Origin of the sequence: Deinococcus aquaticus (assembly GCF_028622095.1) — a bacterium.
GTDB classification, from domain to species: Bacteria; Deinococcota; Deinococci; order Deinococcales; family Deinococcaceae; genus Deinococcus; species Deinococcus aquaticus.
Genome location: NZ_CP115165.1, coordinates 1,547,501 through 1,569,704, shown reverse-complemented (window position 1 = coordinate 1,569,704; position 22,204 = coordinate 1,547,501). Strand labels below are relative to the sequence as shown.

25 protein-coding genes (1 of these 25 only partly in view) are annotated in these 22,204 nt (G+C 70.2%); 9 read left to right on the top strand and 16 right to left on the bottom strand.

Annotated features, from left to right (window positions below):
• Positions 1–37 precede the first annotated feature (37 nt).
• The 3 genes from M8445_RS07655 to M8445_RS07645 form a co-directional block, all read right to left on the bottom strand.
• A complete protein-coding gene (locus tag M8445_RS07655) occupies positions 38–526 on the bottom strand; it encodes a hypothetical protein (RefSeq protein ID WP_273987105.1) in 489 nt (162 codons plus the stop codon).
• Positions 523–1,317 carry an FAD-binding domain-containing protein gene (locus M8445_RS07650; RefSeq protein ID WP_273987103.1) on the bottom strand — a complete coding sequence of 265 codons (795 nt, stop codon included), beginning with the start codon at positions 1,315–1,317 and terminating at the stop codon, positions 523–525. Before M8445_RS07650 ends, M8445_RS07655 begins: the two co-directional genes overlap by 4 nt.
• Before the next feature lie 69 nt (positions 1,318–1,386).
• Positions 1,387–1,809 (bottom strand): DinB family protein, encoded by a 423-nt coding sequence (locus tag M8445_RS07645; RefSeq protein ID WP_273990864.1) that lies wholly within the window; start codon positions 1,807–1,809, stop codon positions 1,387–1,389.
• A 175-nt stretch (positions 1,810–1,984) separates the two neighbouring features.
• On the opposite strand from M8445_RS07645, the gene M8445_RS07640 reads away from it, so the two are divergent.
• Genes M8445_RS07640 through lepB form a run of 3 tightly spaced genes read left to right on the top strand, consistent with a single transcriptional unit; the run spans position 1,985 to position 3,320 of the window.
• Positions 1,985–2,302: a PadR family transcriptional regulator gene (locus tag M8445_RS07640; protein ID WP_273987102.1), complete on the top strand. Its 318-nt coding sequence runs from the start codon at positions 1,985–1,987 to the stop codon at positions 2,300–2,302.
• Complete coding sequence (locus tag M8445_RS07635; protein ID WP_273987101.1) at positions 2,299–2,634, top strand: hypothetical protein; 336 nt, start codon at positions 2,299–2,301, stop codon at positions 2,632–2,634. Before M8445_RS07640 ends, M8445_RS07635 begins: the two co-directional genes overlap by 4 nt.
• Positions 2,631–3,320: a signal peptidase I gene (gene lepB / locus M8445_RS07630; protein WP_273987100.1), complete on the top strand. Its 690-nt coding sequence runs from the start codon at positions 2,631–2,633 to the stop codon at positions 3,318–3,320. The genes M8445_RS07635 and lepB overlap by 4 nt, the downstream gene beginning before the upstream one ends.
• On the opposite strand, the gene M8445_RS07625 is transcribed toward lepB, so the two are convergent.
• The 4 genes from M8445_RS07625 to aceE all read right to left on the bottom strand — a co-directional run bounded on the left by M8445_RS07625 (position 3,309) and on the right by aceE (position 10,260).
• On the bottom strand, positions 3,309–4,157 hold the full coding sequence (locus M8445_RS07625) for an isocitrate lyase/PEP mutase family protein (protein ID WP_273990796.1): 849 nt from the start codon (positions 4,155–4,157) through the stop codon (positions 3,309–3,311). The genes lepB and M8445_RS07625 overlap by 12 nt on opposite strands.
• Complete coding sequence (locus M8445_RS07620; RefSeq protein WP_273990795.1) at positions 4,154–5,551, bottom strand: DNA-3-methyladenine glycosylase 2; 1,398 nt, start codon at positions 5,549–5,551, stop codon at positions 4,154–4,156. The genes M8445_RS07625 and M8445_RS07620 overlap by 4 nt, the downstream gene beginning before the upstream one ends.
• Positions 5,552–5,682: 131 nt before the next feature.
• Positions 5,683–7,443 carry a dihydrolipoyllysine-residue acetyltransferase gene (gene aceF / locus M8445_RS07615; RefSeq protein ID WP_273990794.1) on the bottom strand — a complete coding sequence of 587 codons (1,761 nt, stop codon included), beginning with the start codon at positions 7,441–7,443 and terminating at the stop codon, positions 5,683–5,685.
• Positions 7,444–7,533: 90 nt separating this feature from the next.
• The gene (gene aceE / locus M8445_RS07610; protein ID WP_273990793.1) at positions 7,534–10,260 is read right to left on the bottom strand and encodes a pyruvate dehydrogenase (acetyl-transferring), homodimeric type; all 2,727 of its coding nucleotides are present in this window, start codon (positions 10,258–10,260) and stop codon (positions 7,534–7,536) included.
• Between the two features lie 148 nt (positions 10,261–10,408).
• On the opposite strand from aceE, the gene M8445_RS07605 reads away from it, so the two are divergent.
• The gene (locus M8445_RS07605) at positions 10,409–11,335 is read left to right on the top strand and encodes a LysR family transcriptional regulator (protein ID WP_273990863.1); all 927 of its coding nucleotides are present in this window, start codon (positions 10,409–10,411) and stop codon (positions 11,333–11,335) included.
• Positions 11,336–11,385: 50 nt separating this feature from the next.
• On the opposite strand, the gene M8445_RS07600 is transcribed toward M8445_RS07605, so the two are convergent.
• Positions 11,386–12,606 carry a TCR/Tet family MFS transporter gene (locus M8445_RS07600; protein ID WP_273990792.1) on the bottom strand — a complete coding sequence of 407 codons (1,221 nt, stop codon included), beginning with the start codon at positions 12,604–12,606 and terminating at the stop codon, positions 11,386–11,388.
• 138 nt (positions 12,607–12,744) lie between these two features.
• Here M8445_RS07600 and uvrB point away from each other — a divergent pair, with 138 nt between their 5' ends.
• Entirely contained in the window at positions 12,745–14,760 is a 2,016-nt protein-coding gene (gene uvrB / locus M8445_RS07595) for an excinuclease ABC subunit UvrB (protein WP_273990791.1), read from the top strand.
• A 60-nt stretch (positions 14,761–14,820) separates the two neighbouring features.
• Here the strand turns inward: uvrB and M8445_RS07590 are convergent, their stop codons facing one another.
• The 3 genes from M8445_RS07590 to M8445_RS07580 form a co-directional block, all read right to left on the bottom strand.
• On the bottom strand, positions 14,821–15,351 hold the full coding sequence (locus M8445_RS07590) for a hypothetical protein (RefSeq protein WP_273990790.1): 531 nt from the start codon (positions 15,349–15,351) through the stop codon (positions 14,821–14,823).
• 74 nt (positions 15,352–15,425) lie between these two features.
• On the bottom strand, positions 15,426–16,670 hold the full coding sequence (locus M8445_RS07585) for a uracil-xanthine permease family protein (RefSeq protein ID WP_273990789.1): 1,245 nt from the start codon (positions 16,668–16,670) through the stop codon (positions 15,426–15,428).
• Between the two features lie 180 nt (positions 16,671–16,850).
• Entirely contained in the window at positions 16,851–17,387 is a 537-nt protein-coding gene (locus tag M8445_RS07580) for a hypothetical protein (RefSeq protein ID WP_273990788.1), read from the bottom strand.
• 46 nt (positions 17,388–17,433) lie between these two features.
• Here M8445_RS07580 and M8445_RS07575 point away from each other — a divergent pair, with 46 nt between their 5' ends.
• The 4 genes from M8445_RS07575 to M8445_RS07560 are packed head-to-tail and all read left to right on the top strand — an operon-like array spanning position 17,434 to position 19,276.
• Positions 17,434–17,883, top strand: a complete 450-nt coding sequence (locus M8445_RS07575; RefSeq protein WP_273990787.1) for a putative dsRNA-binding protein — start codon at positions 17,434–17,436, stop codon at positions 17,881–17,883.
• Positions 17,880–18,545, top strand: a complete 666-nt coding sequence (locus M8445_RS07570; RefSeq protein ID WP_337961614.1) for an HAD family hydrolase — start codon at positions 17,880–17,882, stop codon at positions 18,543–18,545. Before M8445_RS07575 ends, M8445_RS07570 begins: the two co-directional genes overlap by 4 nt.
• A 19-nt stretch (positions 18,546–18,564) precedes the next feature.
• A complete protein-coding gene (locus M8445_RS07565) occupies positions 18,565–18,906 on the top strand; it encodes a YraN family protein (RefSeq protein WP_273990786.1) in 342 nt (113 codons plus the stop codon).
• A gap of 55 nt (positions 18,907–18,961) precedes the next feature.
• Complete coding sequence (locus M8445_RS07560; protein ID WP_273990785.1) at positions 18,962–19,276, top strand: hypothetical protein; 315 nt, start codon at positions 18,962–18,964, stop codon at positions 19,274–19,276.
• 143 nt (positions 19,277–19,419) lie between these two features.
• On the opposite strand, the gene M8445_RS07555 is transcribed toward M8445_RS07560, so the two are convergent.
• From M8445_RS07555 to M8445_RS07535, 5 genes are all read right to left on the bottom strand, one after another.
• On the bottom strand, positions 19,420–19,914 hold the full coding sequence (locus M8445_RS07555; RefSeq protein WP_273990783.1) for a hypothetical protein: 495 nt from the start codon (positions 19,912–19,914) through the stop codon (positions 19,420–19,422).
• 136 nt (positions 19,915–20,050) lie between these two features.
• Positions 20,051–20,563: a 2-amino-4-hydroxy-6-hydroxymethyldihydropteridine diphosphokinase gene (gene folK / locus M8445_RS07550; protein ID WP_273990781.1), complete on the bottom strand. Its 513-nt coding sequence runs from the start codon at positions 20,561–20,563 to the stop codon at positions 20,051–20,053.
• 3 nt (positions 20,564–20,566) lie between these two features.
• On the bottom strand, positions 20,567–20,929 hold the full coding sequence (folB, locus tag M8445_RS07545) for a dihydroneopterin aldolase (RefSeq protein WP_273990780.1): 363 nt from the start codon (positions 20,927–20,929) through the stop codon (positions 20,567–20,569).
• Positions 20,926–21,885: a dihydropteroate synthase gene (folP, locus tag M8445_RS07540; protein ID WP_380090730.1), complete on the bottom strand. Its 960-nt coding sequence runs from the start codon at positions 21,883–21,885 to the stop codon at positions 20,926–20,928. The genes folB and folP overlap by 4 nt, the downstream gene beginning before the upstream one ends.
• On the bottom strand, positions 21,882–22,204 hold the end of the coding sequence (locus M8445_RS07535) for an ImmA/IrrE family metallo-endopeptidase (protein WP_273990860.1). Its footprint extends 469 nt past the window's final position; 323 of the gene's 792 nt are visible here — the last part of the coding sequence; its start codon lies off the right edge, out of view; it ends in the stop codon at positions 21,882–21,884. Before M8445_RS07535 ends, folP begins: the two co-directional genes overlap by 4 nt.

The window sequence follows — 22,204 nt, the reverse complement described above, 5'->3', positions numbered from 1 at the left end:
GCCGCCAGCCCTGACTGCAGCGCATCCGCCATCTGTTCTAGCGGTGGCCGCGCTGGGGGAAGTCCGGGGCGGGTTCGCCGTGCAGGACCTCGCGTTCCACCTTCTTCCAGAAGCCGAAGAAGCGCCGCAGGGGCCCATTGAAGCTGGTGAGGCGTTCCGGTTCGTGAACAATGATTCGTAAGTCCGGGCGGGCGGCGCGCAGGCCGTCCACAATGCGCGCAAAGTCCGGCGTGAAGTTGCGGGTGACGTGCAGTTCGGCGGCGTGGTGCGCGGCGGCGAAGGCGGCGAGTTCGTCCGGCACGGCCCCCACGCGGAGCTCGGTCGGGCCGGGGCGGTGCGCGGCGAGGTCCCGCACGCCCTGGTACATGAACGCCAGACGCGGAAACGCGACCGGGACCGCCTGAAGAAACGGACGGTCGAACACGAACAGAGCCGGGGCGTCCGGGCAGGCGCTCAGGGCGGGGTCAGTGACGGACAGGCTGTCCCCGTGAACCCACACGACCCGGCGGACCTGGGAGGCGGTCACGGCTGCGTCCCGAACAGCTGCGTTTCGAGCTCACCGTACGAGGCACGGAACGGACACGCGGCCCGGCAGGTGCGGCACCACCGCCCGCCGCTGTACCGGTCGATGTTCTCCTGGTTCATGAAGTACGGCTTGTTGCTGAAGGTGCTCGCCACCCACTGCCACGACAGGGCATTGTTCGCGATGTCGCCGTCGAGCAGGTGCTCGCGGAACAGGGCGTACCCGGCCCGCCAGTCCACGCCGCGCCAGTGCACCAGGTACGCCGCGAACCACAGCCGCTCGTGGTTGTGCAGCCACCCGTCCCGGATCAGGTGCGTGACCCACGCGTCAGCGCAGGGCAGGCCGGTGCTGGCCCCACGCACGTCGTCCGGCAGGGTGTCCGTCCAGCGGGCCGGGTACTTGGGGTCCTCCAGGTTCCCCAGGACCCGCGCGCCCTCCTGGCGTAGCACCAGCCGGTAGAACTCGGCCCAGGTCAGCTGCCGCAGGAACTCGTCGCGCTCACGGCCCCGCATGACGGCGCGGGCGTGCGCGGCGACCTCGCGCAGGCCCAGCATGCCGTGCCGCAGGTACATGCTCAGGCGCGACACGTTCCCGCTCAGGAAGTTGCGGCCCGCGTACCCCTCGCCCGTCCAGGCGTGCAGGGCCGCCAGTCCCGCCGTGCGGCCGCCCGCGCGGGCCGGGAGGCGCGGCTCGCCCGTGTACAGGCCGGTCAGGGCCTCGCCCAGCACGCGGGGCAGCTGATCGTCCGGCAGGTTGGGCGGCAGGTCGGGTGGCAGGCGCAGGGCATCGGTCATGCGGTCAGCATCGCCGCCCACGCCCCCGCACACCGTACGGCCCGGCACAGCGCGCGGGCAGGTGAAGGGTCAGCCTCCCGGCACCTCGCCCGGCAGGACCAGGTCCGTGTCTGGCCCCGGCGGGTACGGGAACCCCAGCACGCGGCCCATCGTCAGCATCTGGCCCTTGTGATGAAACTCGTGCGTGACCGGGTGCATGACCAGCCACCGCTGCGTGACCCTCAGCACCTCGCCCGGCAGGACCAGATCGAACGCTTCATCCGGCGCCGCGAAGGTGTCCAGCGCCCGCTCCATCATGCTGTCCACGTCCGCGAACACGCGGCGCATGGCGGTCACGTCCGGCACGCTCACCGGGTCCGGGCCGCCCACGTCCTCTCCCAGGCCCCGCGCGCCCACCCACACCCGGTAACACCCGGCCACGTGCGCCTGCACGTTCCGCAGGCTGCCGAACGCGAACTCGGAGCCCTCCAGGGTGTACACGCCGTCCGGCAGAGCCTCCGCTCACGCGAACACCCGCTCGCGTGAGACCTTCACCCAGGCGTAGAGGGAATGGAGGTCAGGGTTCATGCCGTGAGTGTAAGGACACGCAGATCCCACGGACACAGGCCCCACCACTATGCGTGGTCGGCCCACCATCCTCACATTCTGATATCAGACACTGATACTCGTGGATACGAACCTGTTCAAGGGCAACCTGGACCTGATCCTCCTGAGCGTCCTGGAACGCGAGGGCGGCTACGGGCAGGACATCGCCAAGCGCGTCAGTGCCGTCACGGAGGGCAGCATCACCCTGAACGCCGGGAGCCTGTACCCAGCCCTGCACCGCCTGGAGAAGGGTGGGTTCCTGAGCGCCGCCGAGACGACCCCCGCCCGTGGTGGCCCCCCGGTCCGCACGTACACCCTGACCGACGCGGGCCGCGCCGAACTGCGCCGCAGACGTGATTCTTACCGAGCCTTCGATGCGGCCCTGCGGAGCCTCTGGTGACCCCGCCCGCCGTTCCGGCGTACCTGCGCCGCGTGACGCGGCTGCTGCCACCCACGGCCGCCCGCCGGGTCCGGGCGGAACTGCACGGGAACCTGCACCAGAGCATGCTCGACGCCCGCCTGCGCGGCCTGAACGAACGCGACGCCTGGGCGGCCGCCCTGACTGAGGCTGGCCCAGCCCTGCCCGCTGCCCTTCACCTTGCCCGCACGCACACGCTGGGGCTCGCCCTGCGCTGGCTGCTGGCCGCCGGCCTGCTCGGCGGGGCCGCGTACGCCCTCCAGGGCAACCACCCAGCCACGCCCACCTCCGCGACCACGCAGGCACAGCCGTGACCGCCTCTGCCAGGAACCGCCTGGGCCGCCTGTGGCGCGACTGGCTGTCCCCGCTGGCCTTCGCGCTGCTGCTGACGCAGTTCGGCGCGACCGCCGTGCGCGTGGACGGCGTGAGCATGCTGCCCGGCCTGCGCCACGGCGAGACGCTACTCGTCCCGAAAATCGAAGGGTGGGCGCACACCCTGGGCGTCGGCACCTACGGGAGGGGCGACACCGTGGTGTTCAAACCACCCCGCACCGCTGCCCAGGAGTGGACCCGCACGTACCGGGGCCTCACCCTTCCCTGGGCGTACCGCCCGTACCTCGTCAAGCGGGTGGTCGGACTGCCCGGCGACACCGTGCAGGTCACGCAGGGCCGCGTCACCGTGAACGGCCGCCCCCTGAATGAACCCCGCACCACCGCCTACTGGAACGGGGCGTGCCACGACACGACCAGCGACCTTGCCAACACGCCGCCCATCACCGTCCCGGCCGGAACGTACTTCGTGATGGGCGACAACCGCAGCCCCGGCGGCAGCCTCGACAGCCGCGTATTCGGCCCGGTGGGCACCGCCGACATCGCCGGACGCGCCTTGGCCAGCGTGTGGCCCCTGACCGTGCCCAGAACTGCCACGCCCCCCTGCAAGCCGGAACAACGGGACGGCCCGCAGCAGTGGAATCCGCGCCTGCTGCGCTCAGGCGGGTGAACGGCTGAACCAACCCTGCACTGTTCCGAAAGGCAGCGCGCCGGGCGTGTCGAGCGTGCCGCGCTCCCGGAACTGTGCAGACAGAGTGGCAGCGTGACCCAGCGCAGCCAGAAACAGGGAGGGGCCGGTGCTGACGCGGCTGGCCCCGGCGCGCAGCAGGGTGTGGGCGTCCGGGCCGCCGGGGGCGTGCATGACGGCCAGCGCGCCGCCCAGGCGGTCGCGCAGCGCACGGATGGTGGGCGGGTCGGTCAGGCCGGGCACGAACACGCTGTCCGCCCCGGCTTGCAGGTACGCGCGGCCCCGGCGGACGGTCTCATCCAGCCTGTCTGCGTCGGTGTCGCCGTATCCGGTGAGGTACGTGTCGGTGCGGGCGTTCAGGTACGCGGGGACGCCCTGGGCGTCGGCGGCCGCGCGCGCGGCCCGCAGCCGGTCCACCTGCTGGTCCGCTGGCAGCAGAGGCCGGTCGGGCTGCCCGGTGGCGTCTTCGAGGTTCAGGCCCGCCGCGCCCAGGCTCAGGGCGGTGTGGACCGTGTCGGCCACGCCCTGCGGCGTGTCGGCGTACCCACCCTCCAGGTCGGCGGTGACAGGCACGGTCACGGCGTTCAGGGTGCGTTCCAGTGCGGCCAGCAAGGTGTCGCGCGGGGCGACCTGCCCATCCGGGAAGCCCAGGGCGAAGGCCACGGCGGCGCTACTCGTGCCGATGGCGGGACTGCCCGCCTGCTGCAACACGCGGGCGCTGACGGCGTCCCAGGCGCAGGGCAGGATCAGGCCGCGTTCGTGCAGGGCGCGCAGAAGGTGGGCGTGCTGAGGCCGGGATTGGGGTTGGGATCGGGTCATGGGGTGTCTCCGTGAGGGTCGTGGGTGGGTGGCAGGGCGTGCCACAGGCGCAGGACCGCGTGACTGCGGTGAGGGGCGAAGGGGTCAAGCAGGCGCTGCACCTCTGCGGGCGTCGGGCGTGCGGGCAGCCCGTGCGCGCGGCGCAGCGCGGCGGCCAGGGCGGCGTCCGTGCCGGGCACGATGTCCGGGAAGCCCAGCACGCGCAACAGCACGTACTCGGCGGTCCACAGGCCGATGCCGGGCACGGCCAGCAGGGTGCGGCGAGCGGCTCCCACCGTGCCGCGTGCCAGCGCCGCGAGGTTCACCTCCCCACGCGAGACCCGTCCGGCCAGGCGGTGCAGCAGCGCGGCCCGCGCTCCGGTCAGGCCCAGGCTGCCCAGTTCGGCGGGGGTCAGGGCCGCCACGGCCTGCGCGGTGGGCGGCGCGCTCAGGCCGTCCCCGGCGGGTGGGCCGCAGCGTTCCACCAGTCGCCGCCGCAGCGTGCAGGCCTGCCGGAACGTGACCTGCTGGCCCACCACGGCCCACACCAGCCCGTCGAAGAGGTCCGGCACCAGCGGAACAGGCCGCGACAGTCCGCGCAGGCCCAGCGCCCGCACCGTCAACGTGTGCAGGGCCAGCCAGTCCGGACCGCTCAGGGTCTCCGGACAGGACGGCTGCACCCGGGCCTCCTGATCTCCGAACTGCACGGTCACGACCTGCGGCCCGCCCGGCAGCGTCCACGCATACTGCACCGCACCTTCCCGCACCTGCCCCGTCACGCTGAGCGGATCGCGGCCCAGGTCGCGGCGCACCAGTTCCAGCGGGTACGCGGCCGGCAGCGTCAGCCGCAGCGTGCCCGTCCGGACCGCCACGCGCAAGGCCTGCGGGGTCAGGTGCATCACCCGCCGGAACTGCGCGCCGAACGCCGACAGGCTCCCGAACCCCACCGCGAACGCCACCTGCGCCGCCGTGTCCGCCGAGGTCAGCAGGTGCGCGGCCGCCAGTTCCACCCGCCGCCGCGTCAGCCAGTCGGCCGGACTGCACTGGAACTGCTCACGGAACAGGCGGTGCAGCGCGCTGCCACTCAAGTTCAACTCGCGGGCCAGCGCCTGCACGGACAGGACGCCCGGCACGTCCACTCGGGCCAGCGCAGCCGTGAAGGTCGCCTCCTCGACCGGCACGCCCGCCTGGAACGCGTCCGGCTGGCAGCGACGACACGCCCGCAGTCCCGCCGCCCGCGCCGACGCCGCGCACGGGTGGAACACCACGTTCCCCGCCAGCGGCTTGCGCGCCCGGCAGGACGGCAGGCAGTAGATCCCGGTACTCGTCACGCCCGTGTAGAACAGCCCGTCGAACGTCGCGTCACCCGCGAACATCCGCTCCAGCATGAATTCCCGCGTGAACGTGACCGTCATGCCCGCATTGTCACGGGTGCGGGCAGCGGCCCTCTACCGGAATCCTCCACCGCAATTCCCGGCACGGCAGGAACCCCCGCCACGTGGACGGGGGCTCTGTCTTGCCTTCAGCCTTCTGCCATCAGCCTGTCTTACAGCGAGATCAGGAAGGGGTCTTCCAGCGACTCGCAGATGAAGCGCACGAAGCGGGCGGCGTCGGCGCCGTCGATCAGGCGGTGGTCGTAGGTGAGGCTGAGTGGGAGCATGTTGCGGGGTTCGAACGTGCCGGTTTCCCTGTTCCAGACGGGTTCCATGCCGCCGCGGCTGACGCCGAGGATGGCGACTTCGGGGGCGTTTACGATGGGCGTGAAGGCGTGCCCGCCGATCCCGCCGAGGTTGCTGATCGTGAAGGTCGCGCCCTGCATCTCGTCGGGTTTGAGTTTGCGGTCGCGGGCGCGGCCGGCGAGTTCGCTCAGTTCGAGGACCATGTCGGTGATGCTCTTGCGGTCGGCGTCCTTGATGACGGGCACGAGCAGGCCGACGGGCGTGTCGACGGCCACGCCGATGTTCACGAAGTCCTTGTAGATGACCTGCTGGGCGTTCAGGTCGAGGCTCGCGCCGAATTTGGGGAACTGACGCAGGGCGTTCGCGACGACCTTCATGAGGATGTGCGTCATGGTGAGTTTGCCGCCGGCTTTCTCGACGCGCGCGCCGAAGCGTTTGCGGGTCTCTTCCATGAGGGTCACGTCGGCCTTGTCGAAGTGCGTGACCATGGGGATCGCGGTGCTGGCGGTCATGGAGCGCACGGTGGCCTTGCGGATGCCGCTCATGTCCTCGCGGGTGACGGCGCCCCACTTCTCGAAGTTGGGCAGGGGCGCGGCGGCCACAGCGGGTGCGGGGGCGGCAGGTGCGCTGGCCTGCGCGGCGGCGGGCGCGGTGACGGTGGGGCTGCCGCCGGTGCGGCGGACGTCTTCCTCGCTGATACGGCCGGCGATGCCGGTGCCGTGCACGGCGTGAATGTCCACGCCGATCTCGCGGGCGAGGCGGCGGATGCTGGGCGCGGCGGGCACGACGTGGCGACCGTCGAAGGTCTGCGGGTTCTGCGTGCCGGACTGCGCGGGTGCGGCGGCCTGAGCGGCGGGCGCACCGGCAGGCTGGGCCGGGGCAGGTGCGGCGGGTGCCGATGCAGCCGGTGCAGGGGCAGCAGCGGGTGCGGGGGCGGCCGGGGCGCTGCCGCCGCTCAGGGTGGCGATCACGCCGCCGACCTTCACGGTGTCGCCCACGTTCACGCTGACGCTCTGCACGGTGCCGCTGGCGTTGGCGGGCACCTCCACGACGGCCTTGTCGGTCTCGATCTCGATGACGGGCTGGCCCTCGGTCACGGTGTCGCCGGCCTTGACCAGCACGGTCACGACGGTGCCCTGCTCGATGTTGTCACCCACGTCCGGCAGGGTGATCTGCGCGCCGCCGCTGGCCGGAGCCGCGCCGGTCTGGGCGGCGTTGTCCTGGACGGCGCTGTCCTGGGCCGGGGCGGTCGTGCCGGCCTGTTCTTTCTGCGCGGCCTGCTGCGCCTGCGCCACCTGATTGGCCTGTCCTGCGTCAGCGGACGTGCCGCTGCTCTCAGCCTGCGCGGCCTGATCCCCGCCGCCCTGGCTGGAGGTGGCCGGGGAGGCACCTGCGCCGCCCAGGGTGGCAATCACGCCGCCGACCTTCACGGTGTCGCCCACCGTCACGTTCACGGCTTCCACGGTCCCGGCGGTCTCGGCGGGCACCTCGATGACGGCCTTGTCGGTCTCGATCTCGATGATGGGTTGCCCCTCGGTCACGGTGTCGCCGGCCTTGATCAGCACGGTCACGACGGTGCCCTGCTCGATGTTGTCGCCCACGTCGGGGAGTTTCAGTTCAGTAGCCATTTGGAGTTCTCCTTCGGAGAGGGGGTGATGGTCGGTGGTAGACAGTTGATGGTGGAGAGCTGGGCTCTATCGACCATCAACTTTCAACCTTTAACGCAGGACGGGGGCGTCGCGTTCCGGGTCGATGCCCAGGTCGGCAATGGCCTTGGCGACCACGTCGCCCTTGATCTTGCCGTCGCGCTGGAGGGCGTACAGGGTGGCGAGGACGACGTGCTTGGTGTCGACCTCGAAGAAGTCGCGGAGTTCCTCGCGGGCCTCGCTGCGGCCGAAGCCGTCGGTGCCGAGCGTCCAGAGTTTCCGGTCGAGGTGGCCGTTCAGGCCGTCCGCGCCGAGTTTCATGTAGTCGCTCACCGAGATCAGGACGCCGGGGGCGTTCTCCTTGCTCAGCTGCTGCGCCACGTACGGCACGCGGGGTTCCTGGGTGGGGTGCAGCATGTTGTGACGCTGGGCGAGCAGGGCGTCCTGGTGGAGTTCCTTGTAGCTGGTCACGCTCCACAGGTCGGCGGCGACACCGTAGGCTTCCAGCGCCTTCACGGCCTCCATCGCGGCTCCCATGGCGGGACCACTGGCGAGGATCTGCGCCCTGAGTTTGCCCTTGCTGGCGCTCTTCTGGTAGCGGTACATGCCGCGCACGATGCCCTCGCGGATTTCCTCGTGGCTGCGGCCGTCGCTGGGCATGGCGGGCTGCACCTCGTTCTCGTTGTCCACGGTGACGTAGTAGAACTCGTCGATGCCGTCCACGTACATGCGCTGAATACCGCTCTCGACGATCACGGCCAGTTCGTACGCGAAGGCCGGGTCGTAGGTCTTCAGGTTCGGGACGACGTACGCCTGCAGGTGGCTGTTGCCGTCCTGGTGCTGGAGGCCCTCGCCGGCCAGGGTGGTGCGCCCGGCGGTGGCACCGAGGATGAAACCACGCGCGCGCTGGTCTGCGGCGGCCCACACGAGGTCACCGACGCGCTGCATGCCGAACATGCTGTACAGCACGAAGAAGGGGATGGTGGGCACGCCGTGGTTGGCGTACGAGGTTCCGGCGGCGATCCAGGAGGCCATCGCGCCGTCCTCGGTGATGCCCTCTTCCAGCATCTGGCCGTTCACGCTTTCCTTGTAGGCCATGAGGCTGCCAGAGTCGACGGGCGTGTACGTCTGGCCGCGCGGGCTGTAGATGCCGATGCGGGGCACCAGGGCGTCCATGCCGAAGGTGCGGGCCTCGTCGGGCACGATCGGCACAATGTACTTGCCGATTTCCTTGTCGCGCAGCAGTTTGCTGATGATCTGCACGGCGGCCATGGTGGTGCTGACCTGCCGCTCGCCGCTGCCCTTGGCGAACTCCTCGTAGAACTCGCCGTTGGGGATGGTGGGGTGCGGGTACTCGACCCGGCGGGCGGGAATGCTGCCGCCCAGCGCCGCGCGGCGTTCCAGGGCGTACTTCACCTCGGGGCTGTCCGGGCCGGGGTGGTAGTACTCCATGTGCTCGACCTGATCGTTGTTCAGGGGCAGTTCCAGCAGGTCGCGCAGGTCTTTCAGGGTGCTGAAGTCCAGCTTCTTCACCTGGTGGGCGACGTTGCGGGCCTGGGCGCTCTCGCCAAGGCCGTAGCCCTTGATGGTGCGCGGGATGATGATGGTCGGGCTGCCCTTGTGCTTCACGGCGGAGGCGTACGCGGCGTAGATCTTGTGAATGTCGTGCCCGCCGCGGTTCAGGAGTTCCAGGTCGGCGTCGCTCCAGCCGTCGATCAGGGCCTTGAGTTCCGGGGTATTGAAGAACTTCTCGCGCAGTTCCTTGCCGCCGAAGGCCGCGTAGCGCTGCGACTCGCCGTCCACGAGCAGTTCGAAGCGTTTGACGATGGTGCCGTTGTAGTCCTTCTGGAGCAGTTCGTCCCACTTGCTGTCCCAGATGACCTTGATGACGTTCCAGCCCGCGCCACGGAACAGCGCCTCGAACTCCTGGATGACCTTGGAGTTCGCGCGCACCGGGCCGTCGAGGCGCTGGAGGTTGGCGTTCAGCACGAAGATCAGGTTGTCGAGGTTCTCGTACGCGGCAAATCGGATCGCGCCGATGCTCTGCGGCTCGTCCATCTCACCGTCGCCCAGGAACGCCCAGACCTTCGCGTCGCCCCTGGGTTTCAGTTCGCGGTTCTCCAGGTACTTGATGAAACGCGCCTGGTAGATGGCCTGCATGGGGCCCAGGCCCATGCTGACGGTCGGGAATTCCCAGTAGTCGGGCATCAGCCACGGGTGCGGGTAGCTGCTCAGGCCCTCGCCCTCGGGTTGCAGTTCGCGGCGGAAGCGGTTCATGCGGGCCTCGTCGAAGCGGCCCTCCAGGAAGCTGCGGGCGTACACGCCGGGGCTGGCGTGCCCCTGGTAGAAGATCAGGTCGCGGTCCTGCCCGGCGCCGTGCCCACGGAAGAAGTGGTTGAAGCCCACTTCCAGCAGCTCGGCCGCGCTGGCGTACGTCGAGAGGTGCCCGCCGATGCCGTCACTCTTCTTGTTGGCCTTGATGACCATGACCACGGCGTTCCAGCGGATGATGTTGCGGATCTTGCGTTCGATCTCGGGGTCGCCCGGGTACTCGGGCTGCGCGTCGGCGTCGATGGTGTTGATGTACGGGGTGTTCTGCTTGAACGTGATGGGCGCGCCGTGGAAGTACGCGTAGTGGTCGAGTTCCTCGAGCAGTTCCGCCGCGCGGTTGTCGCCGGCGTTCGCGAACACGTACGCCAGTGAGTCGAGCCATTCCTGCGTCTCCACGGAGTTCAGCTTCTCGCGCTCCTGCGCGCTCATGCCGGTGCGGGGCGGTCTGTTCGGAGGAGATGAGGTCATGCCAGCAGTCTAGGCCCCGCCGTTCCACACTTCCAACAGGGGATTCTCACAGGATTCACCACTGGTACTGGTGGGTTCCGGGAGTTACGCTGGAGGGCAATGCCCCAGCGCCCCACACGACTCTCCTCATGACCACACGCAGCCCATGATCGAACTGCGTCACCTGCGGCACTTCGTCGCCCTCGCCGAGGAAGAACACTTCGGGCGGGCCGCCGAACGCGTGTTCGTGGTCCAGCAGGCCCTGAGCAACTCCATCCGCAACCTGGAAGAGGAAGTCGGCGTGCCGCTCGTGCTGCGCACCACCCGCCGCGTGCAACTCACGCCCGCCGGGCAGGAATTCCTGATCGGCGCGCGCGAGACGCTGCTCGTGGCCGCGCAGACCGTGGAACGCGCCCGCCGGGCTGCGCGGGGCGAGGTGGGCCGCCTGACCGTGGGCTTCGTCAGCGGGCTGGCCTTCGGGGGCCTGCCGGAAATCGTGCGCCGCTTCCGCGAACTGTACCCGAACGTCAGCGTGGACCTGCGCGAACTGACCGCCCAGGAACAGGAAGCCGGGCTGCGCGGCGGGCAGATCGACATCGGCCTGATGCTGCTCCCGGTCCGCGACCCCACCCTGGACTCGCGCCCCCTCTGGCGCCAACCCCTGGTCGCGGCCCTGCCCGCCGAGCACCCCCTGGCCCGCAAACGCCGCCTGAAGATCAGTGACCTGAGCGGCGAGAACTTCGTGTTCTTCCCCCGGCAACTGCGCGCCACGTACTTCGATCAGGTCATGCGCTGGTGCGCCGCCTCCGGCTTCACGCCGCACGTGGTGCAGGAAGCCATCGAGATTCCCACGCTGCTGTCCCTCGTCGCGGCGGGCGTGGGCGTGTTCCTGCCCATCGAGTTCTTCAGCCGCCTGAGCCTGCCCGGCGTGGTGTACCGCCCCGTCGAGGACGCCCCCACCGTCGAGATCGTCGCCGTGTGGCGGCGCGGCGACGGCGCCAGCCCAGTCGTGCGCGCCTTCCTGACGGTAGCCGACGAGGTGCTGCGCGCAGGGCCGGCAAAAGAGGGCAGTGGGAAAGAGAGCAGCAGGAAGTAGGGAGTGAGCAGTCAGGTGTGAGCTTGCCGTTCACCATCACCCATCAACCATCACCCCTGCGTTGGCCGCCCGGTGTCGGGCATCCCGCGCAGCACGCCCAGGATCAGGACGGTGCCTGCCACGGACAGCAGCGCGCCCATCAGGAACGCCGCGCCGGGGAAGCCGTGCGTGAGGCCGTAGGCGTACACGGCGGTCGCCAGCACGGGCCCCACCACCGCCACCAGTGAGTTCAGGCTGGTGATGGCGCCCTGCACGCGGCCCTGCTCGGACTCGCCTACCTGTCGGGAGATCAGGCCCTGAATGGCCGGGTTGGCGAGGCCGCCCAGTGCGCCCACGACCAGCGAGGCGTACAGCAGCGCGCCGCTGCGGGCCACGCTGAGCACCAGGAATTCCAGGATGCTGGCGACCAGTCCGGTCATGATGGTCCGGCGGTCCCCGAAGCGCGCGATGAACGGCCCGATCAACCCGCCCTGCACGGCCGCCGTGAGCAGTCCGAAGAAGGCCAGCGCCACCCCGTTCTGCCCTGGCGTCCAGGTGAGGACGCGTTCGGTGTACAGCACCCACGTGCTGAAGATCACCTGTCCCGCGAGGCCCAGCAGCACGAACGTCAGCGCCAGCGAGCGCAGGATCGGGTACTCGCCCAGCGCCCGCAGCGGCAGCAACGGGTTCAGGTCCGCGCGCCGCATGGCCTTGCCGCGCGCGCTAACCGGCAGGGATTCGGGCAGCACGAACAGACCGTACAGCACGTTCAGGCCCGTCAAGGCGGCCGCGACCATGAACGGCACCCGCAGCCCGTACTCGCCCAGCAGACCGCCCAGCGCCGGCCCCAGGATGAACCCCACCCCGAACGTCGCGCCCAGCAACCCGAAGTTCTTCGCGCGGTCCTCTGGGGGCGACACGTCCGCGATGTATGCGTTCGCGACCGTCAGGCTCGCCCCGGTGATGCCCGCCAGGATGCGGCCCACGAACAGCCACGCCAGGGTCGGCGCGAACGCCAGCAGCAGGTAATCCAGCGCCATGCCGCTCAGCGCGAACAGCAGCACCGGCCGCCGCCCGAACCGGTCACTCAGCACCCCCAGAATCGGCGCGAACACGAACTGCATCACCGCGTACGCCGCCGTCAGCAGCCCAATGGTGCGGGCGCCCGCCACCTCCGACCCCGCCAGCTCCTTCACCAATCCCGGCAACACCGGAATGATCAACCCGATCCCGATGATGTCGATCAGGGCCGTCAGCAGGATGAAGATCAGGGCGGCAGGACGGGAACGCATAGGAGGCAGTGTAGGGGGTCGCCGGTCAAGGTTTCCTTCAGCCATCTCGCTTACCATCCGTTTACGTACAGGGCGTAAAATAAGCAGATTCGTTCAGGCACTGCCCCTGCCCTCTCCCCCACCCACCCCGGAGGTCCCATGCTCAAAGTCCAGTCCAGTTACACGCCCGCCGGTGACCAGCCCACCGCCATCCGCTCCCTGGTCGACGGACTGGACAGCGGCCTCCGGTTCCAGACGCTGCTCGGGGCGACCGGCACTGGGAAGACCTACTCCGTGGCGCAGGTGATCGAGAAAACCCAGCGTCCGGCGCTGATCATGGCGCCGAACAAGATCCTGACCGCTCAGCTGGCCAGCGAGTTCCGGGAGTTCTTCCCGGACGCGGCGGTCGAGTTCTTCATCAGCTACTACGACTACTACCAGCCGGAGGCGTACGTGCCGGGCAAGGACCTGTTCATCGAGAAGGACGCCTCGGTGAACCAGGAGATCGAACGGTTGCGGCACAGCACCACGCGCAGTCTGCTGACGCGGCGGGACACGATCGTGGTGGCGTCGGTCAGCTGCATCTACGGCCTGGGCGACCCGAAGGAGTACACGGCGCTGAACCTGATCCTGAAGAAGGGCGGGCAGGTGAGCCGGGACGAGATTCTGGGGCGGCTGGTGAACATGCAGTACGAACGCAACGACATCGAGATGATGCCGGGCCGGTTCCGCGCGAAGGGCGAGATGATCGAGGTGTGGCCCGCGTACGACGAGCAGCCCCTGCGGATCGAGTTGTGGGGCGACGACGTGGAGCGCATCACGGTGGTGCATCCGCTGACGGGGGACCGGCTGGCGGAGCTGGACGCGACGGTGGTGTACCCGGCGAAGCATTACGTCTCAAGCGCGGGGAACATCGAGCGGGCCATCGTGACCATTCAGCAGGAGCTGGACGAGCGGCTGGAGTACTTCCGGTCGACCGGGAAGCTGCTGGAGGCGCAGCGCCTGAAGGAACGCACGCTGTACGACCTGGAGATGCTCAAGGTCCTGGGGTACTGCTCGGGCATCGAGAACTACTCGCGGCACATTGATGGGCGCGCGGCGGGGCACACGCCGTACACGATGCTGGATTACTTCAACGATGATTTCGTGACGTTCATCGACGAGTCGCACGTGACGGTCCCGCAGATCGGCGGGATGGCGAACGGCGACCGGGCGCGTAAACAGACGCTGGTGGATTACGGCTTCCGGCTGCCGTCGGCGATGGATAACCGCCCGCTGAACTTCGACGAGTTCATGAGCAAGACCGGGCAGGTGGTATTCGTGTCGGCCACGCCGGGCCCGTACGAGCGCGAGCACAGCGACTCGATTGCCGATCAGATCATCCGCCCGACAGGGCTGGTGGACCCGCCCGTGACGGTGCGGCCCATCAACGGGCAGATCGAGGACCTGCTGGGCCGCGTGCGCGAGCGCGCGAAGATCGGCGAGCGCACCCTGGTGACCACTCTGACCAAACGCATGTCCGAGGACCTGACCGAGTACCTTCTCGAAAAGGGCGTCAAGGCGCGCTACATGCACAGCGACATCGACAGCGTGGAGCGTCAGGTGATCATCCGCGACCTGCGACTCGGGCATTACGACGTGCTGGTCGGCATCAACCTGCTGCGCGAGGGCCTGGACCTGCCGGAAGTCTCGCTGGTCGCCATCCTCGACGCCGACAAACCCGGCTTCCTGCGCAGCGAGCGCGCCCTGATCCAGACGATCGGCCGCGCGGCCCGCAACGTGAACGGTGAGGTCATCCTGTACGGCGACTCCATCACGCCCGCCATGCAGTTCGCGATGGACGAGACGCGCCGCCGCCGCGAGAAGCAGACCGCCTACAACGAGGAGCACGGCATCACGCCCACCACCGTCATCAAGGGCGTGCGCAACGTCATTCGCGGCGAGGAGCAACCCACCGAGGTCAGCTCCGAGAACGTCGGCACAGACCGCGACGCCCTGACCGCCCAGCTGACGGACCTGGAACTGGACATGTGGCAGGCGTCCGAGGACCTGGACTTCGAGAAGGCCGCCAGCCTGCGCGACCAGATCCGCGCCATCGAGGCCAAGTTGCAGGGCAAGGAGTTCAAGCAGGCGACCGTGCCGGGGCAGAAAGTCCGGTCACGCGGACGACGCTGAGCGCAGCAGAACGCACAAGGGCCGCCCCGGAAACGTGGGCGGCCCTTGTGCCTTGGGGACTCAGCGCTTCAGGATCAGGGGGCAGGTCCCGGCGGGCACTCCGGCCTTGCGGATGATCTGCACGAATTCGTCGGCGGTGCGCGGGTCGCCCGTGACTGCATCGAGCTTGGCCAGGACTTCTTTCAGTTCGTCCAGATCGCCGCTGAACAGCACGCCGCGCGCACTGGCGCCCTCAATCATGCCCATGCACATGTGAATGTTGCCGTCATCGTTCAGGCCGGTCAGGACGTCGGCGGCGAAGATCGTGCGGTTCCTGGGCTGCCAGCTGAACGGGCCGTTCTCGACGTCGAAGTCCCAGCCGTCGTCCCATTCGGGGGCCTGGGTGCTCAGCTTCAGTTCGCGGGTGATGCGTTCGCCGCCGGCGGTGGTGCCGGTCATCACCCAGGTCTGGCCGGGGCGCACCGGGGCGTTGGCGGGCAGGGCCGTGGGGGTGCCGAAGGGCGTCACGGTGCGCGGCGCGGCGTTGCCACTGCCGGCAGCGGCGAGGGGCGTGAGGGTCAGCAGGGCGGCCAGCGCAAAGTGTCGTCTCATGACCACGAGCCTAGCAATGTTCGCCCCGGCCCACTGCTTCACCTGGCAGGCTGGGCCGGGGTACGGGGGCTACTTCAGTGCAGGGTGCGTTCCGGGGGGCCGTCCATCTCGTCGCGCTGGCGGGGCAGGATCAGGTTGGCGAGGATGCCGACCAGCGCGGCGAGGGCCATGCCGTGCAGTTCCAGGCTGGTTCCGGAGACCTGGATGGGGAACGCGGCGCCGCCCAGCCCGAGGACCAGGATCAGGGACACGATGATCAGGTTGCGGCTGTGCGCGAAGTCGATCTTCGCCTCACTCAGCGTGCGAATGCCGACGCTGGCGATCATGCCGAACAGCAGGATGCTCACGCCGCCCAGCACGCCCTGCGGGAGGCTTTTCAGGACGGCGGCGAGTTTCGGGGAGCAGCCGAACAGCACGGCGAACACAGCCCCGATCTGGAGGACGCGCGGGTCGTACACGCGGGTCAGGGCGAGCACGCCGGTGTTCTCGGCATAGGTGGTGGCGGCGGGCCCGCCGAGCGCGGCGCTGCTCATGTTCGCCAGTCCGTCTGCGAACAGGGTGCGGCTCAGGCCGGGTTTCTCCAGGAAGTTCTTTCCGACGACGCGGCCGTTCACGATGACGTCCCCGACGTGCTCGATGAACGTGACGACCGCGATGGGCGCGATGATCGCCACGGCCCGCCAGTCCAGGGCGGGCGCGTGGAAGTCCGGGAGGCCCAGCAGGGGCGCGGCGGCGATGGCGTCCAGGCCCTCACGGCTGACCTGCCCGGTCAGCAGGGACACGGCGTACCCGGTGACCACACCGATCAGGATGGGCAGCATGCGGAACAGGCCGCGCCCGTAGATGCTGGCCACAATGGCGGCCAGGAGGGTGGCGAGGGCCAGCCACCAGTTCGTTTTCGCCTGGTTCACGGCGACGCTGCTGAGGCCCAGGCCGATCACGATGATGACCGGGCCGGTCACGACGGGCGGAAACACCCGTAGAAGCCGGTCCGTGCCCAGGAGTTTCACGAGGCCGCTGAACAGCAGGTACATGAGGCCGGCGGCCATCAGGCCTCCCCCGGCGGCGGCGGGGCCGAATTCCTTCACGACCAGCGCGGTGGGCGCAATGAACGCGAAGGAACTGCCCAGGAAGATCGGGACCTGCCCGCGCGTGAGCAGGTGGAAGATCAGCGTGGCGACGCCCGCCCCGAACAGCGCGACGCTGGGCGACAGGCCCACCAGGATGGGCACGAGGACGGTCGCGCCGAACATGGCGACCGAGTGTTGCAGGCCCAGCACGACGCGGCGGGCGGGATCGTTGATGGTGGATGCGCTCAAGGTGAAATGACCTCCGGAGGGAAAAAAGGGGCAGGATGACGGCGCCCGCGCGGCCCGGATGGGGGCCAGGGCAGGGGCGGATGGGCGCGAACAGGCCGTTCGCGTGGGTTGCTCCGGGCGCTCAGGGTAGCGCACACGTCAGGGTCAGTCTGGGGGGGTATCGTCAGGGGTCCCGGTCAATCAGGGGGTCTGGACGCTCAGCGCGCAGCTTCCCAGGCCGAGTTCCCGCGCGGCCTCCTCCTGCTGCTGCGGGGTGCGGGTGACGTTCAGGACGGCCAGCGCGGCTTCCAGGCGGGCCGGCAGTTCGGTCAGGGTGCCGCTGGCCAGCACGCCGGACGCCTCCAGAGCGCTGCGGTCGGCGTTCAGGCGGACGGCGCAGGCCAGACCCAGACCTCCGTCCCGGGCGTCCTGAAGGTCCAGGGCGATCAGCGTTCCGGCCTGCGCGTCCAGCAGCAGGGTCCCCCGGTCGGCGCGGAAGGTGCCGGGGTCGGCGGGGGACGCGGCGCTGAGGCGCAGGGTCGTCCGGAAGGTCTCGCCGTCGGCCGTGCGGGCCTCCAGGGTCCAGTGCTGACCGGGCCTGGGCAGCGGGACGCCCCCAGTAGCGGGGATGGCGACGGGGGCAGCCTGACTGGCGGCAGGAGGCGCGGTGAGGGCAGTGCCCAGCAGCAGGGCGCACAGCGTTGACAGGGGGCGCAGTGTCGGCAGGAGGCGCGGCATGGGTCAGCGTAGCCCCTGCGGGCCGCGCCGCGCTACGCTGGGCGGCATGAATGCCAAGGGTGATCTGATCGCGCGGGCGCTGACGCTGGGGCTGGGCGCGCCCACCTTCGAGGCCGAGACGCACGGCCCCCCGCACGACCGCCGGTTCCGGGTGACGGTGCGGGCGGGCGGGCAGGTGCTCGGCGAGGGTGGCGAGGGCCGCAGCAAACGCGACGCCGAGCGCGCGGCGTCCGAGTCGGCGCTGCGGGCGCTGGGCAGCGAGCCTTCCCTGCCGGACGTGCCGGCCACGCCGGACGGTGAGGGGCCAGGAGCGCCGGAACGCTGGCCGATCTACGGGGCGGTCCTGGCCGGCGCGCTGGACGCCGCGCTGGAGTTCGCTCCCGAGGATGCCACGCTGGACGACGTGCGCCGCCGCGCCGCGCGCCTGTACCGGGACCTGCTGGGCGAACTCGGGCACGGCCCGGACGACCTGGAACGGCCTGGAGACGTGCTGTGAGCGGCTGGCCGTGGCGTCCGGCGGGCGTGCTGTTCGACATGGACGGCGTCCTGACCGACAACAATCACTTTCACCGGCAGGCGTGGCAGGAGGTGGCGGCCAGCGTGCTGGGCCTGACCCTGTCCGGGCACGATCTGGATACCAAGGTGGACGGGGGCCGCAACCCGGAGATCATCGAGCGCCTGACCGGCACGTACCCCGACGAGGCCCTGGCCGCCCGTTTCCACGAGGTCAAGGAGGGCCGGTACCGGGAACTCGCGGCGGGCGCGCTGCGTGAGGTGGCGGGCCTGAGCGCCTACCTGGACGCGCTGGAATCACGCGGAATTCCGTTCGCGCTGGTCACCAGTGCCGACCGCGTGAACGTGGAGTTCGGCATGCAGGCGCTGGGGCTGGGGAGCCGTTTCGGGCCGCGCGTGCTGGGCGAGGATGTCACGCAGGGCAAACCGCACCCGCAACCGTTCCTGCTGGGCGCGCAGCGGCTGGGCCTCAGCGCCGCCGACTGCCTGGCGCACGAGGACGCCGTGAACGGGGTACGCAGCGCGGCCGGCGCGGGCTGCCGAGTGGTCGCCCTGACCACCACCGCGCCCGGCGCGGCCCTGCGTGAGGCGGGCGCGGAACGCACCGCGCCGGACTTCACGTCCTGGGCCGACTGGCTGGCGTGACGGGCGCGCGGTACCGGCCGTGAAGGGCGCGGACGCCGAGGATCGCGCCGAGGCGCACCTGCGCGCCCTGGGCCGCGAGATCCTGCACCGCAATTACCGCATTCCGGGCGGCGAGATCGATCTGGTCTCCCGCACCCCTCAGGGCGTGCTTGTGTTCACGGAGGTCCGGCAGCGGGGGGCGTCCCGCCATGGCAGCGCCGCCGAGAGCGTCACGCCGCGCAAGCTGGCCCTGATGCACCGCGCCGCCCTGACCTACCTGACGCGCGAACTGGGCCGCGACGACCTGCCCTGCCACCTGGAAGTGCTGACCATCGACGGCCCGGCCGCGACGGGCACGCTGCGCGTCATTCCCCTCGACTGAAGGGGGACGGGCAGGTCGGGGCCGCCGCGAACGGTCATGCTCTAGAATCCCTGTCATGAGAAGCGCGTACCTGACTGCTGCCCGCGCCCTGCAACTGGGCCGTGAATGGGCGGTCGAGGGGGACCAGAACCGCGCCCTGTCCTCGTACGGCGAGGCCCTGAACCTGCTGACGATCCTGCCGCCCGAACGCACGCGGGACGTGCTGCTGGCGCACACGCACCTGGCGTTCTACCAGACGCTGGAACTGGTGGGCGCGTCCGGCAGTCAGCGGCACCTGCAACTGGGCGTCAGTTACGCCCGCAGCACCCGCGATCCCCTGGCCCGCGCGATTGCCGAGGAGTGCCTCAGTGGCCTGGAAGTGGTGATGTAAGACGGACTCCGATTGAATGGCCTGCAAAGCCTTTCAATCCGATCGGATGCGAGTAGGAGCAGAGCGCCCCTCCGGGCGTGAACGGGTTCAACAGAGACAGGCCGCGCTTCCCGGTGGGGGCGCGGCCTGCAGTGGTCTGGGGGTTACTGGCCGGGCAGGCTGAGCTGCGCGGTGGTCTTGCCGGTTTTCCTGTCGTGCGCGCACTGCAGGGGCAGCTGGCCCAGGGTGTTGGTGCGCTCGCCGCTGTGCACGGCGACGGTCGCGGGGGCGGTGAGGGTCCAGCCGCCGCCTTCGATGGTCTGGGTGGCCTTGATGATCTCGGCGGGTTCGGCGTCCAGGTCGGCGTGAATGGTATCGCCGGCTTTCAGAGGGGCGCTCTGCTCGATCAGGGTCTTGAGGGGGATGCTCTGGCCGGCGGCACCGACCGTGAGTTCCTCGGTGTCGTGCGTGAGTTCCTTGCAGTTCTCGATGAACCTGTACTTGCTGATGCCGTTGGCTTCCCGGTCGCTGTAGATGGGGTTGTTGCGGACGGCGGTGGCCGTCACGAAGCCCAGCAGGGCCAGGGTGAGGAGGAGGGCGACCCACAGCAGCGCGCGGCCTGCGCCTCCGTGGCTGGTGGTTTTGATGTGCTCGCTCATGTCGCCTCCCAGCATAGCGTCCCGGGGGGGCGCAGACGGCGTGAGTCGTGACGGTCTGCTGTTACCGGCCGGCGGAGCGCTGCGCCCGGCCTCTCCCCTGTCCGGATCTTTAACTGGCCGGGCCTGCCGCTGGCGGTCAGGGCAGCCAGGGGACACCGAGTCGCTGAACGCCGTCCATGCCCAGGCGGGTCAGGGCGGTGCGCACGGTCTCGCCGGTGATGGGGTGGCGCAGGTCGGGGTTCAGGTCGTTCAGGGGGGCCAGTACGAAGGAGCGGTCCCAGGCGCGCGGGTGGGGCAGGGTCAGGGAGGCGTGGGTGATGATCAGGTCGCCGTGGGTGATCAGGTCGAGGTCCAGGGTGCGGGCTTCCCAGCGTTCGTGGCGTTCGCGGCCGGCAGCGGCTTCCAGTTCGTGCAGCGCGGCCAGCAGGGGTCCGGCGTTCAGGGTGGTGCGCAGCTGCGCGGCGGCGTTCAGGTAGTCGGGCTGGCCGGGTGGGCCGCCGACGGGTGCGGTGCGGTACAGCGCCGAGACGCCCACCACCTGTCCCAGCGTGCCCAGGTGCGTGGCCGCCCGGCGCAGCGCGGCCAGCGGGTCGCCCAGGTTCGCGCCCAGGGCGATGAAGGCGTCGGTACCGGCATCAGTGGAACTCAAGGGTTACTGTTCCGCGCGGGTCAGGGTCAGTTCGGTGAACACGTCGCGGAACACGCCGGGCAGCGGCGCGAAGGGTTTGTGCACGCGGACGGTCACGGCGTCCAGTGTCGGCTGGTCGCGCAGCAGGCGGCGGGCGATGAAGCCGGTCAGCACCTCGATCAGCTGGTGGCGGGTGCCCGTGACTTCCTCCTGAATGGCGGCGTACACCTCGGCGTAGTTCACGGCCTCGTTCAGGTCGTCGTTCAGCTGCGCGAAGGGGTAGTGCAGTTCGGCGTCGATCACGAAGCGGGCGCCCAGCACGGCCTCGGTGTCGTACACGCCGTGTCGCGCGTGAAATTCCAGTCCCTGCAGGACGACGCGGCTCATGGCTGTTCCTGCCCGGCGGGGGGCATGACGGTGTTCAGGGCGGGCTTCATCGCCCCCGAGTCTAGCGCCGGGGCGGGTGCGGCGCCCGGCGCGGACTGGACGTCCAGGGCAGCCTGGACGCGCAGCGCCTGAACGTGCGCGGCGGCGGCGTGGGCGCGGACCACGGCGGCTCCCTGGCGGGCGGCGTGCAGGTGCAGGGCCAGCGTACCGGGGTCGCGGTCGGCCGCGTCCGGGACGTGGGCGATGAAGTCGATCAGGCGCTTGCGGCTCGCACCGATCAGGACGGGGTGCGGGCCTGCGGTCAGGTCGGGCAGGGCGCGCAGCAGGCTCAGGTTGTGGTCCAGCGTCTTCCCGAAGCCGATGCCGGGGTCCAGCAGCACGTCGGGCACCCCGGCGTTCAGCGCCTCACGCGCCTGCTCACGCAGGTACCCGTGCACCTCGTCCACCACGTCGCCGTAGTGCGGGGCGGCCTGCATGGTCTGCGGCTGGCCCTGCATGTGCATCACGCAGGCGGGCGCTCCGGCGGCGGCGCACACGCGGCGCATCTCGGGGTCGCGCAGGCCGGTCACGTCGTTGATCAGGTGCGCTCCGGCGCGCAGGGCGGCGGCGGCCACCTCGGCCTTCATGGTGTCCACGCTCAGCAGGACGCCCTGCCCGGCCAGCGCGCGGATCAGGGGCAGCACCCGGTCGAGTTCCTCGTGCGCGGGGACGGGGGCCGCACCGGGGCGGGTGCTCTCGCCGCCGATATCCAGGATCAGTACCCCGGCGTCCCGCATGGCGCGCGCGCTGTGCAGGGCGGCGTCCAGCGCGGCGTGGCGGCCCCCGTCGCTGAAGCTGTCGGGCGTGACGTTCAGGATGCCCATCACGGCCGCGCCGGTCCAGCGCCACTCCCAGCCGCGCGCCGTGCGCACTGTCCCCGGAGCCTGCAGGCCGAAGGTCAGGGTGTGCGCGTTCACGTCGGTCCGGGCCGGTCGGGCAGCAGGAAGCTCACCAGCACCCGCTGACGGTCCGGGAAGGCGTCCACCTGCGCGGGCATGCGCCGCCCGGAGCGGAACGGCACGTAACTGGCCTGAGAGATCGGCAGGCGGGTGTCGAGCGCCACGGCCACCGGGTGATCGTCCGGGATGGGTGTGCCGGGCCGCAGGGTGTACTTCACGCCGGGCGCGCCGCCCGCCACGCGCACGGTCAGGATTTTCGGGGCCCCAGTTCCTGCTCCGTTCGGGGGTCCGGCGTGAGGTTCGTCGTCGTCGGCTCCGGCGCGGGTCAGGGCGCACA